The sequence below is a fragment of the Streptomyces sp. Q2 genome (assembly GCF_056820935.1).
The window spans coordinates 169,078-183,089 of the sequence record NZ_JBXEJE010000008.1 but is presented as its reverse complement, the minus strand read 5'-3'; the positions used below and the strand labels follow the sequence as shown (position 1 = coordinate 183,089).

Here is a 14,012-nt window from a genome sequence, read left to right as displayed (position 1 = left end):
GTCACGCTTAGTTCAGGTCGTGAATTAAGAAGCGATGGAAAGTCGCGTCCGGTGGTTCCGCGGGGTATGTTGCAGGTCGGGCAGGGTTCGGGAGGAGCCACATGGCGGGGCGCAACGGCCGTACGGTACGCGATCTCAGGAGGGCCAACCGCACGGCCGTGCTGCAACGGCTCTACTTCGACGGCCCCCTCAGCCGCTTCGAGCTCGGCCCGGCGACCGGGCTCAGCTCCGGCTCGGTGAGCAACGTGGTCGCCGACCTCGTCGCCGACGGCCTCGTCGAGGAGGCCGGCAGCGTCGACTCCGACGGCGGACGCCCCCGTACCCTGCTGCGCGCGGCGCCCGGCAGCGGCCACATGATCGGCGTCGACGTCGGCGAGACCCGGGTGCGGATCGAGCTGTTCGACCTCACCCTCACCGAACTCGCGCGCACCGAACGCCCGTTGACCGGGCAGCGCTACGACGTCGAGGTCATCGTCGGCCACATCCGCGACGGTGTCGCCGAGGTGCTGGCCGACGCCGGCATCGAGCCCGGGCGACTCCTCGGCATCGGCATCGGCGTCCCCGGCATCGTCGAACACACCCCGGAGCGCGGTGCGGTCGTCCACGGGCAGACCATCGGCTGGGACGCGGTGCCGCTCGAAGAACTGCTGCGCACCGGCATACAACTCCCGGACCCCGTCCGGTACTTCATCGACAACGGTGCCAAGACCCTCGGCCAGGCCGAGATGTGGTTCGGCGGCGGACGCGGGGCCCGCAACGCGATCGTGGTGCTCTTCGGCTCCGGCGTCGGCGCCTGCCTCGTCACACCCGAGGTGGAGCACGGGCGGGCGGTCGAGTGGGGGCACCTGACGGTACGGGTCAGGGGGCGCCGCTGCCGCTGCGGTGCGCTCGGCTGCCTGGAGGCGTACGCGGGCGCCGAGTCACTGCTGGAGCGCTGGCGCGAGGAGGGCGGGAGGCCGCCGCAGGGCACCGACGAGGAGACCGCGCTGACCGCGATGCTCGCCGCCGCCTTTCCGGCCGAGGGGGGTGACGCCGACCCGGTCGCCCTCGCCGTCCTGGAGGAGACCGCCGAGTACCTGGGCGCGGGCCTGTCCGACCTGATCAACCTCTTCCAGCCCGAGCGCATCCTCATCGGCGGCTGGGCCGGGCTCCAGCTGGGCGCGCGGTTCCTGCCCGCCGTACGCCGGCACGCGGTGTCGTACGCCCTGCGCCACCCGGCCGAGAAGGTCACCGTCGAGCTCGGTCGGCTCGGGCCCGACGCGGTCACCGTCGGCGCCGCGATCCTCCCGCTCGCCGACTTCTTCGCGCGCGGCGGCCGGCGCCCCGAGCCGGCCATCGAGGGGCCTGCCCCGGCCTGGCGCACGGCCCTGGAGGAGCGGACGCCGCACTGACGTTTCGCTGGTCATCGCGGAGGTACTCGCGTGGCGCCCGCACCACGCGAAGGGAGGACACCGTGGCCGAGCACCGCGACGAAGGTCCCGGCGAGAACGGGGTGCCCGTGCCCCGGGACCTGCCGGACCAGCAGGCGCACGACGGCGAGGACCCCTGGGAGGTCGGCGCCGGTAGCGCCCGGGGCGACACCCTCGACACCGACGAGGCCGCGGACGCCACGGAGTCCGACGAGCCCACCGCAGACGTTCCCGACGCCGACGTTCCCGACACGGACGAGTCCGGAACGGGCAGGCGGGGCGCCCCGCGGTCGGGCGCCGTCCACCCCGAACACCCGGTACCGGACGAGCCCTCCGCCTGAACGCCGCCCGACCCGCCTGAACGCCGCCCGACGGCTGAGCCCCTCGGCCGATTCGGCCGATTGGGTCGGGTCGATCAGACCATCCGGATCAGAGCATCCCGGATCAGAGCGTCAGAGCCGGTCAGCCCACCTTGTGACCCTGCATGGGCTCCGTCCTCGCGCCCGCCCCCTGTTGCATGCCCAGCAGGAACTCCTCCAGCACCTCCGGAGCCGTGTGGTCCGGGTGCCAGCCGAGTTCCGTGCGGGCGCGGGTGCAGTCCATCAGGGGAAGCCTGAGGACCGCGTCGAAGAGATGCGGGGAGGCGGGCAGCAGGTGCAGGCCCCACGCGGCGGCGATCGCCGAGCGGGCCGCGGGACGCGGCAGCCGTATCGGGCGGGCACCGAGCATCTCGCCCAGCAGCCCCGCGTCGACGGGGGGCTCGCCCGCCAGGTTGAAGGGCCCGTTGACATTGATGCGCAGGGCGAGCCGGTACGCCTTGGCCGCGTCGTCGGTGTGCAGGGCCTGGACGCGCAGACCCGGGATGTCGGGGAGGAAGGGCAGCAGATCCGGCCGGGCCAGCTGGCCGGGCAGGAAGCGCCCGCCGAAGATGCGGCGCTGCTCGCTCGCCGACTCGCGCTTGAAGAGGAAGGCGGGCCGCATCCGCACCACCCGGATGCCGGGGTGGTCGCGCTCGAAGGTGTCCAGGGCCCGCTCCAGATAGGCCTTCTCCCGGCAGTACGCGGCGTCCGGCCAGCCGTGCGTCGGCCAGCTCTCGTCCACCGCGTGATCCTTCGGCCCCGGCGAGTACGCGCCGACGGACGAGGCGTGCACCAGGGTGGGTACGGCGGCCGTCGCCACCGCGTCGAACACCCGGATGGAACCGAGGACGTTGGTGCGCCAGGTCGTCGCCGGGTCGTGCGTCGGCTGGAACGCCCACGCGAGGTGGACCACCGCGTCGGCGCCCTCGAACTCCCTGACCAGATCGGACTGGTCGGAGGCGAGGTCGACCGCCGACCACTGCGTCTTCGGGACCTCCCAGTCGGGGAGCCGGCGGGCCAGCCCCCGCACGGACTCGACCTTCGCGTCTTCGGAGAGGAGGCGCACCAGACTGGTGCCGACATTGCCGGTGGCGCCCGTGACCACGATCCTGCTGCCCGTTGTGCTGCTCACCTTCGGCTCCTCTCGGCCGCGGTTCTGACGGGACCGGCCGAGTACCCGGCCGCAGGCGATGCACGCGGCCCACGGCACCCCTTGTGACCAGGGAGATGATCACGACATGAGTGAGATCATCCTGATGTCCGACCCGCGGGTCGCCGCCGTACCCGTCGAGGAGTGCGGCGAGCGCCTCGTGGACGTGAGCGGGTCCCTTCTGGTCGACGACCGCAGACACGCGGACTCCCGTGGCGCCGAGGTCCACCTGCGAAGAAAGGGGGAAGCCCCGACCGGACGGGGGAATCACGGTCGGGGCTGGCTCAGGTGTGGGCGCGGATGGCGGTCGCCTCTCGGCGAAAGGCTCCACAGGGCTTCAGCCGAACGATCGTCCCTGTGGGCAAAAGGTGAGGCCCGGGGACACTGTCCCATCCACACCCACGGTTTGTTCAACGGGCAACCACCCGTCAGTGTTCCGCGGTCTGACGCCCCGTGGGGTGATCCGTGTCACGGTCACCGGAGTCGTCGGGCAGGGCCTCGTTCCACAGGTTCTCCGCCTGCAGCAGCAGCGTCCCCAGAACGGCCGTCCTGCCCGCGTCCCGAGCGGCGTGCTCCCGCAGCCCGCTCTGCAGTTCCTCGTGCAGCTCCAGCATCCTGGCCTCCGCCTCACCGTCCGGACGGGAGTCCTCGCCGGTACCGAGCAGCCGCCGGTTCTCCGCGTGGCACACGTCCCCGATCAGCTCCAGGAGACGGGCGTACGAGCGCAGCGCGGGGCCGTCGGGCGGGGCGGGCGTGCGGCCGCCGTCGGCCGCCACCGCCAGGGTCCGGGTCAGCGCTCCGACGTGCCCGGTGATACGGCTCCAGCGCTCGTCCTCCTCGACGGGCGGTGCGGTAGGCGGCACCCGGTGCAGGGCCCGCAGCGGGAAGGAGGTGAAACGCAGGCTCTCCCGGCTCCAGCCGCGGGCCGACCTCAGCGCCTCCAGCCGCCGCTCCAGCCGCGACGAGGCGCTCGACCAGCCGGCCGCGGACCGCGCGTCCCACTCGGTGTCCCGCAGATCACAGGCGAGGCCGTGCAGCAGGTCGCCCGTCTCCCCGGCGAGAGCCGCCAGGTTCTCCCGGACGTTCCGCAGATGGATCGGCGGCAGTACGAGCGCGTTGACGGCGACCCCGATGACCGCGCCCAGCGCGGCCTGCCCCACCCGGTGCCCCACCGCCGACACCGTGACCGTGCCGGTGGCGAGGGTGAACACCGCGGTGGTGGCGCCGTAGATGCCCTGGTCACCGAAGCGGTGCCAGTTCGAGAGCAGCATCAGCGCCGGCGCGCACAGCGCCAGCGCGCCCAGCGTGTCGCCGGTGAGCCACTGTGCTCCCGACGCCAGCAGCGCCCCGACGCAGATCGCCGCGAACTGCTGCGCGGCCTGCATGAGCGAGCTGTAGACCGTGGCCTGCACCAGCACCAGCGCCACCCAGGGCGCCATCAGGGCCATCGGGTCGCCCATCCAGTCGCTCGCCACGTACCAGGCGAGCAGCGCCGCCGCCGCGGCCTTCAGCGACTGGACGACCAGATCGCGTTCCCGCCCCGGGCCTCGCCAGACCGCCCGGACCGCCTGCCCCACGACGTGTGCCTCGCGCCGCAGGGCGTCGGCCGGGCGGGCGGGGCGCCTTCGTACCCCATCTGCCACTCGGATCATTCCGGGTGGGTATCCGCGTGGCGCGGCCCCTCACATCCGGGCAGCTCAGCCCGGAACTCAGCCCAGGGGACTCCCGGCCAACGACGCCAGCAGGTCGGCGGGGTCGGCGTAGATGGCGCTCGCGCCCGCCTCCTCCAGGTCCGCGCGGGGAATGCCGCCGCACAGGAGGCCCACGCAGCGCACCCCGGCCCGGGTGCCCGCGCGCATGTCCCAGACCGTGTCGCCGACGAACACGGCCCCTTCGGCGGGCACTTCGGCCAGTTCCAGGGCGTGTTCGACGGGCTCGGGCGCCGGCTTGCCCTCGGCCACGTCGTCGGCGCTCGCGGTGGCGGCGATCGCGTCGTCCGCGCCGATCGCGCGCCGCAGGGCGTCGAGTTCCACGCCGCTCGCGGACGTCGCCAGCACCACCCGCCAGCCCCGGTGGTCCAGCCGCCGCAGCAGCCGCCCGGCGTCCTGGAGCGCGGGCAGCCGGTCGAAGTACTGGCCGTACAGGGCCTTGTGGGCGGCGCTCAGTTCCGCGTCCCGGTCCTTGTCCCGGTCGTCGCCGAGCAGATGCGCGATGAGGTCGGTGGAGCCGAGTCCCACGGCCCGGTGGACGGCGTGCATCGGCACCCGGTGGCCCGCTTGGCGAAAGGCCTCCCACCAGGTCGTGACATGGAGGTGATTGGTGTCGACGAGGGTCCCGTCGACGTCGAACACGGCCGCCCGTTCCATTCGTCCGTCCCTTCCTGTGCTCTGTCGGCGCACGAGTACCACGTCAGCCGATCGCCACTCGGTCCGGCACCCGGCCCTCCCGGCTCCAGGCCAGCAGTTCCTCCATGGACCAGGTGGTGACCACGCGCTCGGCGGGCACCCCGCACTCCTCCGCCCGCGCACATCCGTGGATCTGCCAGTCCAGCTGGCCGGGCGCGTGCGCGTCGGTGTCGACGGAGAACAGCACGCCCGCGGCCACGGCCCGGCTGAGGAGCCGCCGCGGCGGATCGAGCCGCTCGGGCCGGCTGTTGATCTCCACGGCCGTACCGGACTCGGCGCACGCGGCGAACACCTCGTCCGCGTCGAACTGCGACTCGGGCCGCCCCCGTCCCGTCACCAGCCGTCCCGTGCAGTGCCCGAGGACGTCCGCGTGCGGATCGCGTACGGCGGCCACCATGCGGCGGGTCATCGAGCGGGCGTCCATCCGCAGCTTGGAGTGCACGGACACGACCACGACGTCCAGCCGTTCCAGCAGCTCCGGCTCCTGGTCGAGCGAGCCGTCGTCGAGGATGTCGCACTCGATGCCGGTGAGGAGACGGAACGGCGCCCACCTCTCGTTGAGTTCCGCCACCACCTCCAGCTGCCGGCGCAGGCGCTCGGGCGACAGCCCGCGTGCCACGGTCAGCCGCGGCGAGTGGTCGGTCAGCACCGCCCACTCGTGGCCCAGCTCCGCCGCCGCCCGGCCCATCTCCTCGATCGGGCTGCCGCCGTCCGACCAGTCGGAGTGCAGGTGGCAGTCCCCGCGCAGCAACGCCCGCAGCCGCTCCCCGCCCAGGGTCAGCGGGGCCGCGGCCTCGCCTTCCAGCTTCTCGAGGTAGCCGGGCACCCGGCCGTCCAGCGCCTCGCGCACCACCTGTGCCGTCTTGGGGCCGACGCCCTTGAGCGTCTCCAGCGTCCCGGCGTCCGCCCGCTCGCGCACCTCGCCCTCGGGCAGCGCGGCCAGCACCCGGGCCGCCGTCCGGAAGGCGCGCACACGGTAGGTCGGCTCGCGGGACCGCTCCAGCAGGAAGCCGATCCGCTCCAGGGCCTCCACGGGATCCATCGCCACCTCCTCCTCAAGGGTTCCCCAGGCCGGGGCGGGCCGCACGACGAGATCGGCGCCCGCCCGGCCCTCGGGCGGTTTGTCCGGTACCTGGCCGGGTACTGCGATGCCTCGTCACCCGCGCCCGCGTTCACGAGGAGGCCTGTCATGTCCGCCCCCACCGCACCCCGCAGCAAGGTGGCCGTGATCACCGGCGCCGACTCCGGCATCGGCAAGGCCACCGCCGTCCGCCTGGCCGAAGCGGGGATGGACGTCGGCATCACCTGGCACAGCGACCACAAGGGCGCCGAGGAGACCGCCGAGGAGGTCCGTGCCCACGGGCAGCGGGCCGCCGTCGCCCAGATGGACCTGACCCGGCTGCCCACCGCCGCCGACGCCGTCGACGAGCTCCGCGACCGGCTCGGCCGCGTCGACGTCCTGGTCAACAACGCCGGTACGGGCACCATGACGCCGTTCCTCGACCTGAAACTCGACGACGTCCGCGAGGTCATCGACGTCGACCTGATCGGCCCGTTCTTGTGCGGCCAGAAGGCCGCCCGGCACATGATCCAGCAGGGCGACGGCGGCCGGATCGTCAACGTGACGTCCGTCCACGAACACCAGCCGCGGGTCGGCGCCGCCCCCTACTGCGCGGCCAAGGGCGGCCTCGGCCTGCTCACCCAGGTCATGGCCCTGGAGCTCGCCGAGCACGGCATCACCGTCAACGCGGTGGCACCCGGGGAGATCGCCACCCCCATGACCGGCCAGGAGGACACCGACCCGCACACCGAGGACCGCCCCGGCGTCCCGCTCGGCCGCCCCGGCGACGCCCGCGAGGTCGCGGCCGTGATCGCCTTCCTCGCCGGCCCCGACGCCTCGTACGTCACCGGCGCCTCCTGGAGTGTGGACGGAGGCATGCTCCGGATGGGCCCGCAGGCCGGCTCGCACCTGGGCGGAGACGAGTGGCGGCGTCCGTGAAACGCCGCCACTCGTGAAAAGCCGTCGCCCGGGAAAAGCCGCCGTGGGCGGTGCGCGAGGTCGGCCACCACACGGCCACCACCTGGGCGGCTGTCTCGGACCCCGCTCTCACGCGGCTTGCGTTCTACGCTCTATACATGACCGAAAGCGAGAGCCCCTACATCGCTCACCCGCGGATCCTGGTGCTCGGGGTGCAGCCGACCACGCCGCCCTTCCGGATCGTGGAGATCGACGGCCAGATGGTGGGTGAGGCCAGGGCCGTCACCGACGTCCTGGAGGCCGCCGCCGCGTTCGGCATCACCGTCCACGACCTGGACGACCCGGACGTGGTCCGCTGGGTGGGCGGCGACAAGTTCACCTGGACCCGGCACTGACCGACCGGCTCAGCCGACCGTCCACTTCTGGTTGGCGCCGCCCGTGCAGGTCCAGAGCTGCAGCCGGGTGCCGTCGGCCGAACTGTTTCCGGTCACGTCGAGGCACTTGTCGGCCTGCGGACTGACGATGTCGCGGGCCGCGGAGACGGCCCACCGCTGGTTGGCGCCGCCGGTGCAGTCCCACAGCTGGACCGTCGAGCCGTCCGTGGTGCCGTTGCCCGTGACGTCCAGGCACTTGCCGAGCGCGCGGAGCGTGCCGTCCGAGCCGACGGTCCACTGCTGGGCGGCGCTGTCGTTGCAGGCGTAGAGCTGTACGGGGGTGCCGTTGGCGGAGTTGGCCCCGGCCACGTCGACGCACTTGCCGGCCAGCCCTCTGATCGCGCCGGAGGTGCCGCTGCCGCCGGTCGTCACCGACACGTGGTCCACCGCCAGTTGCTGGGGGAAGACGGTGGAGCCGTCGGGGTCGCCGGGCCAGTAGCCGCCGACCGCGAGGTTCAGGATCAGGAAGAAGGGCTTGTCGAAGACCCACTGCCGTCCGCCGAGGTCGGCGGGGGTGCGGCGCTGGTAGACCTGGCCGTCCACGGACCAGGTGATCGAGCCGGGTGCCCAGTCGACGGCGAAGGTGTGGAAGGCGTCGGCGAAGGTCTGGCCGCCCGGGAGGGTGTAGGCCGCTCCGATGCCGCCGGAGCCGGAGTAGCCGGGGCCGTGGATCGTGCCGTGGACGGTGGACGGCTCGTAGCCGACGTTCTCCATGACGTCGATCTCGCCCGAGCCGGGCCAGCCGACCTGCCCGAGGTCGTTGCCGAGCATCCAGAACGCGGGCCACATGCCCTGCCCGCGCGGGACCTTCAACCGGGCCTCGACGTGCCCGTACTGCGCGGTGAACCTTCCGGCGGTGTTCAGCCGGGCCGAGGTGTACTGGCACGCTCCGTACCAGCACTGGTAGTCGGCCGGGTTCTCTTTGCGGGCCGTGATCACCAGATGGCCCTGGCCGTCCAGCGCGGCGTTGCGGTTGCCCGGCGTGTAGTACTGCCGCTCGTGGTTGTTGACGTTGTCGCCGGTCTCGACCTGCCACTTCGAGGAGTCGACCGCGGCGCCGGCGGGCCCGTCGAAGGTGTCGGAGAACGTCACCGCGGCGGCGGTCAGGTCCGGTGGATCCGCCTGCGCCGCACCGGTCGCGGCGGACGCGACGAGCACGGCGGACAGGGCGGCGAGGAGACATCTGCGGAGCAGGCGTGGAGCGGTCACGGCTCTCCCTTCCGTACGGCGTCCCGGCGTACGGGTGCGCCGACCGAGGTGGGGGGTGAAGGTGTCGTCTCTTGATTTAAGGAGTGAAGTAAGTCAGCGTCAATACCTTGGTATGGACCAAGAGTTGGGGAGAGGGGCGAGGGGGAGGGGGAGCGTGGCGAGGCCGACCCGGGCCCCCTCCCCCTCCCCCTTCGGCCTCAGCTGTGCACGGCCCGGCTCAGGCGCCTGCCCAGCAGGAGGTAGCCCAGCAGAGCCCCGGTCGTGTTGAGGATGACGTCGTCGATGTCGAAGGCCCGGCCGGTGATCAACGCGCCCTGGGCGAACTCCACCAGGAGCATGACGGTCGCCGTCAGCAGGAGCACGCGCAGGATCCCGCGGGTTCGCGGGGCGACGACCGGCACCAGCACGCCGAAGGGGACGCCCAGCAGCAGGTTCCCGCCGATCTGCTTGACGGCGTCCCGCAGCGCGGGCTGGTCCAGGTAGGCCCGCAGAGAGCGCCCCGGCCGCACGTTGGTGTGCGTCAGCGCCTCCGAGGCGGGGGAGGGCTCCAGGGTGAGCCGGGCCAGGACGACGGCGAACGCCACCATCACCGCGAAAGCGCACAGCATCGCCAGCAGACGGAGAGGAAAGGGCACGGAATGCCGCTCACGCCGGGCCGAGCGCGATCTCCCCTCGGCCTTGCCGCTCTTGCCACCCCTCTCGGCCTTGCCGCCCTTGCCGCTCTTGCCGCCCTTGGCGGTCTTGGCGGTCTCCTCCGGCTTCGTGGCTTTGCCGGGCCTGAGGGAGCGCAGGCGAAAAGCGGTACGTGGACTTGAGGCTGTACGGGCCATGCGGTCCTCCGGTCTTCAACTTGCCTGCGTCACAGGGCGGTTACCCGCGAACAGACCGAAGATGCGGCCGGGCCGCCCCGGGTCGCCCCGCCCGCTCTTCGGCACGTCCGCCACGGAGGAGGCCGCGGGCGGACCGCTCACCGGGCTGTACCTCGGCCCCGGCCTATCGCATCCGAGGACCGATACGCGTACGAGGCGGCCCGCTCCGGCGAGCGGCCCGAGACCCGGCACCGGCTGTGCCGGATCCCGGACACCATGACGGCCGTGCCCGTCACCCGACCGGAGCTGCTCGCCGTGCCCGGCCGGGCCAAGCCGCTCAGCGGCTCAGGCGATCAGGTGCCGTAGCTGACCTCCACCTTCTTGAAGCCGAGGGAGCCCAGCAGGCCCTTCATCATGTTCGTGGTGTTCGTCTCGGCACGCTTGGTCAGCTCACTGTCCTTCGCCGCCTCGCTGATGTGCCGTACCGCGAGCTTCTGCACGGCCTGTTCGCTGTTGGGGTTGTCGGAGAAGAGGTCGCCGAGGCGGTCGAGGAGACCGCGCTGTTTGGAGACCGCGTAGGAACGGTCGGCGTCGAGGGACGCCTTGCCGAGTTGCGCGTGCGGCAGCCGCAGGGTGGCGGACGTACGGTCGCCGTTGACCGTCACGTCGTTCTTGCCGACCTTGCCGAGGTCGACGTAGGCGTCGACGGTGCCCGCCCCGACGTACAGGGTGCGGGAGCCGCGGATCGCGTCGGGCAGGTACTTGGTGTCCTTCTCCAGGTCGACGACGATCTGGAAGTTGCCGGAGGCGGCGTCGTAACGGCTGATGTCCTGGATGGACTGGAGCAGTGCGGGACCCGAACGGTCGTGCGTCTCCGTGCCGAACAGGTCCTTGAGACCCGGCAGCACGCTCAGCCGGATCCCGGCGAAGAACACGACGAGCACCAGTACCACGGCGCTCACCGCCTTCGCCCAGCCCGGCATACGTGTGGACACGCGCCTGATGGGAGTCGTCATGGCGACGGCCCTCCTTCCTACTGTTCGAATTCCCCTCAAAGGCCTTGGCAGACCGTCTCGTTGGCTGATTGACACCGCTGACGGAGGCAAGGAGGGCGCATTGTGTGCGGAACCCGTCCTATCGGCGCGTTCGGAGGCCCGGATGAGCGCGGACAGCACCTCCCGGACTCTTCGTCCCCCGCACCACATCAGCTTCCCCGAGCCCGGCCCGCCCCACCAGATCACCCTCGTCCGAGCTCACGGTCACCGGACGGCCGCGACCACCACACCCCCTCGCCGTGCGTCAGCCCGGGCAGCCGCAGCTCGACCTCGCGCACCCGCCGGGCCGGCAGCTCACCGGTGATCAGCCACGCCGTGGCGCCGCCCGTCGTCCCCGTGAACTCGGTGCCGGCGGCGGCCAGGTGGGCGGTGACCGGCGCCAGCGCGTCCAGCGGGATTTCCGCCTCGAAGGCGTGGTACGGCTCGTACAGCCTGGTCCCCGCCTGCTCCAGGGCTCCGCGCAGCACGATCGGCGTGAGTCCGCGGAAGTCGGCGGCGGTGCTGAGCGGCGCGCAGAAGCCGGACCGGGTCAGTGTGACCCGGTAGTCCGTGACGGAGGTGCCGTGCAGCCCGGTTTCCATGGTCGCGTGGACCGTCTCCTCGATGGCCTGGTGGAAGGCGCGGGGGAGTGCGCCGAGTTCCGTCTCGTAGGTGAACACCCCGCCGGAGCCGCGCGGTCCCGGCTCCACGCGCAGGCCGACCGTCGCCCAGTAGCGGGTGCGGTCGTGCCACGGCAGCTCGTCCCAGGCCTCGCCGACCCCGGCCGGGCGCTCCAGGAACCGGACCCGGCCCGGCTCGAAGTCGGCCTCGATCCCGAAGTCGTCGGCGAGCGTCGCCGCGAGGACCTCCATCTGGACCTCGCCGTACAGGAGCAGTGCCGTGGCGCCCGAGGCGGCCGGACGGGCGTGCGTCAGCGGGTCCTGGTCGGCGAGGGCGAGCAGGGCGGCGCGCAGGGGTGCCGCCTGTTCCGGGTGGCGGGCCCTGACCAGGGTCTCCAGTGTCGGCGGCGCGAACTGCGGGGCGCGGTCGTCTCGGCCGTCGCCGAGCCGGTCGCCCACGCGGATGCCCGCGACGCCGCTCAGGGCCGCGATGTTCCCGGCGGTGAGCTGCTCCGCCCCGCCGACGACGTCCAGGTGTGTCACCCGTCCGGTCACCTGCGTGGTCCGGCCGTCGGCCTCGCGCCGCAGGAACGTGAGGCGCCGCCGCCGGGTCACCTCACCGTCGTAGAGGCGCAGGTACGCCGTCCGCTCGCCACCGGGGCCGGGCCGTACCGCGAACACCGTGCCGCGTGGTGCTCGGCCCGTCGTCGTGGGGGCCGGCGGGATCAGCCGGGTCACGCTCTCGGCCAGTTCGGCGACGCCCTGGCCGCCGAGGGCCGAGCCGAAGAGGACGGGGTGGAAGGAGCCGTCGGCGGTGCGGGCGGCCAGCGCCTTGCGCAGGTCGTCCCCGGTCGGCTCGGGGCCGTCCACGACCGCCGCCAGGACGTCCGGGTCGACCTCGGCGAGCGCCTCGGCCAGCTCCCGGCCGGCCGGGAGCGGCACCGCGCGGGCCTCGGCCGTACCGATGCCGGTCACGTCCGTGAGCGGCGCGATGTGCGGGGTCAGCCTGCGCCGGATGTCGGCGAGCAGGGCGTCGGAGCGGGCGCCCGCCCGGTCGATCTTGTTGACGAAGACCAGGGTGGGCAGCCGCAGCCGCCGCAGGGTCCGCATCAGGACACGGGTCTGCGCCTGTACGCCCTCCACGGCGGACAGCAGCAGCACCGCGCCGTCGAGGACCTCCAGGGCGCGCTCGACCTCGGCGATGAAGTCCGAGTGGCCCGGGGTGTCGATGAGGTTCACCTGCGTGTCACCGACGGTGAAGGCGGCGACGGCGGAGCGGATGGTGATGCCGCGCTGCCGCTCGATCGTCCCGTCGTCCGTGCGGGTGTCACCGGCGTCGACACTGCCGAGCCGCTCGATGGCGCCGTGGTCGAACAGCAGCCGCTCGGTCAGACTGGTCTTACCGGCGTCGACGTGGGCCAGGATTCCGATGTTCAGGGTGTGCATGCGTGGTCGTGTCCTCGAGAACCGTCGTCCAGTAGGGGCGCTGGGGGTTGTCGAGGAGTCGGCGCATGCGAGGGGTCCTGACGTGAGGGAACCGGGACGTCCCCATCATGGCTCGTGCCCGTGGACGGTCCGCAACCGGTTTTCGCGCGGCCCGTAGCATGAGCCCCGGCAGCCGGAATGATCATGCGAGGAGCAGGTCGTGCGAGACATCGCGGTATTCAGCGGGAGCGCCCATCCCGAGCTGGCCCAGGAGGTCTGCGCGCATCTCGGTGTGCCGCTCAGTCCCACCCGGGTCAGCCGGTTCGCGAACGACTGTCTGGAGGTGCAGCTCCAGGCGAACTGCCGGGAACGGGACGTGTACCTCATCCAGCCGCTGGTCAGGCCGGTGCAGGAACACCTCGTGGAGCTCCTGCTGATGTGCGACGCGGCGCGCGGTGCGTCGGCCGGGCGGATCACCGTCGTCATGCCGCACTACTCCTACGCCCGCTCCGACAAGAAGGACGCTCCCCGTATCTCGCTGGGCGGGCGGCTGGTCGCCGACCTGATGGTGGCGGCCGGTGCGAGCCGGGTCCTGGCGATGACGCTGCACTCGCCGCAGGTGCACGGCTTCTTCTCGGTGCCGGTCGACCACCTGCACGCGCTGCGGGAGCTGGCCGTGCACTTCCGGCAGTACGACCTGTCCCGCACCACCGTCGTCTCGCCGGATCTCGGCAACGCCAAGGAGGCCGCCGCCTTCGCCCGGCTGATCGGCGCCCAGGTGGCGGCCGGCGCCAAGCAGCGGTTCGCGGACGACCGGGTCAGCATCAACTCGGTCATCGGCGAGGTCGCCGACCGGGACGTCATCGTGCTGGACGACGAGATCGCCAAGGGGAGCACGGTCCTCGAACTCCTGGAGCGGCTGCGGGAGCTGGGGCCGCGCTCCATCCGGGTCGCCTGCACGCACGGACTGTTCGCGGACGGGGCGCTCAAGCGGATCGGCGAGCAGCCGGACGTACTGGAGATCGTGTGCACCAACACCGTGCCGGTCCCCGAGCAGGAGCGCACGGACAAGCTGCGGATCCTGACCGTCGCCCCGGCGCTCGCCGAGGCGGTACGCCGCATTCACAACGGTGAGTCGGTCAGCGCCCTGTTCGACGCGCCGCGAACCGAATAGCCGCGG

At 72.5% G+C, this 14,012-nt stretch carries 13 protein-coding genes and 1 pseudogene; 6 read left to right on the top strand and 8 right to left on the bottom strand.

What is annotated here, in order from left to right; translation table 11 throughout:
- Window positions 1-101 precede the first annotated feature (101 nt).
- Window positions 102-1,391 carry an ROK family protein gene (locus ACWBNA_RS11250; RefSeq protein WP_482704137.1) on the top strand — a complete coding sequence of 430 codons (1,290 nt, stop codon included), beginning with the start codon at window positions 102-104 and terminating at the stop codon, window positions 1,389-1,391.
- A 62-nt stretch (window positions 1,392-1,453) separates the two neighbouring features.
- The gene (locus tag ACWBNA_RS11245; RefSeq protein WP_482704136.1) at window positions 1,454-1,750 is read left to right on the top strand and encodes a hypothetical protein; all 297 of its coding nucleotides are present in this window, start codon (window positions 1,454-1,456) and stop codon (window positions 1,748-1,750) included.
- 121 nt (window positions 1,751-1,871) lie between these two features.
- Here ACWBNA_RS11245 and ACWBNA_RS11240 read toward each other — a convergent pair whose 3' ends face one another.
- Window positions 1,872-2,900, bottom strand: coding sequence for an SDR family oxidoreductase (locus ACWBNA_RS11240; RefSeq protein WP_482704135.1), 1,029 nt, complete (start codon window positions 2,898-2,900; stop codon window positions 1,872-1,874).
- Between the two features lie 106 nt (window positions 2,901-3,006).
- Here ACWBNA_RS11240 and ACWBNA_RS11235 point away from each other — a divergent pair.
- Window positions 3,007-3,156, top strand: a pseudogene (locus ACWBNA_RS11235) (M15 family metallopeptidase); the annotation flags it as partial.
- Between the two features lie 190 nt (window positions 3,157-3,346).
- On the opposite strand, the gene ACWBNA_RS11230 reads toward ACWBNA_RS11235, so the two are convergent.
- From ACWBNA_RS11230 to ACWBNA_RS11220, 3 genes are read right to left on the bottom strand one after another with little or no spacing between them, the layout of a single operon-like run.
- The gene (locus ACWBNA_RS11230) at window positions 3,347-4,570 is read right to left on the bottom strand and encodes an FUSC family protein (RefSeq protein WP_482704134.1); all 1,224 of its coding nucleotides are present in this window, start codon (window positions 4,568-4,570) and stop codon (window positions 3,347-3,349) included.
- 57 nt (window positions 4,571-4,627) lie between these two features.
- The gene (locus ACWBNA_RS11225) at window positions 4,628-5,284 is read right to left on the bottom strand and encodes an HAD family hydrolase (protein ID WP_482704133.1); all 657 of its coding nucleotides are present in this window, start codon (window positions 5,282-5,284) and stop codon (window positions 4,628-4,630) included.
- A gap of 43 nt (window positions 5,285-5,327) precedes the next feature.
- Window positions 5,328-6,365: a PHP domain-containing protein gene (locus tag ACWBNA_RS11220; RefSeq protein ID WP_482704132.1), complete on the bottom strand. Its 1,038-nt coding sequence runs from the start codon at window positions 6,363-6,365 to the stop codon at window positions 5,328-5,330.
- Between the two features lie 147 nt (window positions 6,366-6,512).
- On the opposite strand from ACWBNA_RS11220, the gene ACWBNA_RS11215 reads away from it, so the two are divergent.
- Together ACWBNA_RS11215 and ACWBNA_RS11210 are read left to right on the top strand one after the other, a co-directional pair.
- Entirely contained in the window at window positions 6,513-7,322 is an 810-nt protein-coding gene (locus tag ACWBNA_RS11215; protein WP_482704131.1) for an SDR family oxidoreductase, read from the top strand.
- Window positions 7,323-7,459: 137 nt separating this feature from the next.
- Window positions 7,460-7,696 carry a hypothetical protein gene (locus tag ACWBNA_RS11210; protein WP_482704130.1) on the top strand — a complete coding sequence of 79 codons (237 nt, stop codon included), beginning with the start codon at window positions 7,460-7,462 and terminating at the stop codon, window positions 7,694-7,696.
- 9 nt (window positions 7,697-7,705) lie between these two features.
- On the opposite strand, the gene ACWBNA_RS11205 is transcribed toward ACWBNA_RS11210, so the two are convergent.
- The 4 genes from ACWBNA_RS11205 to otr(A) form a co-directional block, all read right to left on the bottom strand.
- Entirely contained in the window at window positions 7,706-8,944 is a 1,239-nt protein-coding gene (locus ACWBNA_RS11205) for a ricin-type beta-trefoil lectin domain protein (RefSeq protein WP_482704129.1), read from the bottom strand.
- 197 nt (window positions 8,945-9,141) lie between these two features.
- Window positions 9,142-9,774 carry a VanZ family protein gene (locus tag ACWBNA_RS11200; RefSeq protein WP_482704128.1) on the bottom strand — a complete coding sequence of 211 codons (633 nt, stop codon included), beginning with the start codon at window positions 9,772-9,774 and terminating at the stop codon, window positions 9,142-9,144.
- A 332-nt stretch (window positions 9,775-10,106) separates the two neighbouring features.
- Entirely contained in the window at window positions 10,107-10,769 is a 663-nt protein-coding gene (locus ACWBNA_RS11195; RefSeq protein WP_482704127.1) for a DUF4230 domain-containing protein, read from the bottom strand.
- A gap of 221 nt (window positions 10,770-10,990) precedes the next feature.
- Window positions 10,991-12,853, bottom strand: coding sequence for a tetracycline resistance ribosomal protection protein Otr(A) (gene otr(A), locus ACWBNA_RS11190; RefSeq protein ID WP_482704126.1), 1,863 nt, complete (start codon window positions 12,851-12,853; stop codon window positions 10,991-10,993).
- A gap of 199 nt (window positions 12,854-13,052) precedes the next feature.
- Between otr(A) and ACWBNA_RS11185 the strand changes: the two genes are divergently transcribed.
- The gene (locus tag ACWBNA_RS11185; RefSeq protein ID WP_482704125.1) at window positions 13,053-14,006 is read left to right on the top strand and encodes a ribose-phosphate diphosphokinase; all 954 of its coding nucleotides are present in this window, start codon (window positions 13,053-13,055) and stop codon (window positions 14,004-14,006) included.
- Window positions 14,007-14,012: the final 6 nt, after the last annotated feature.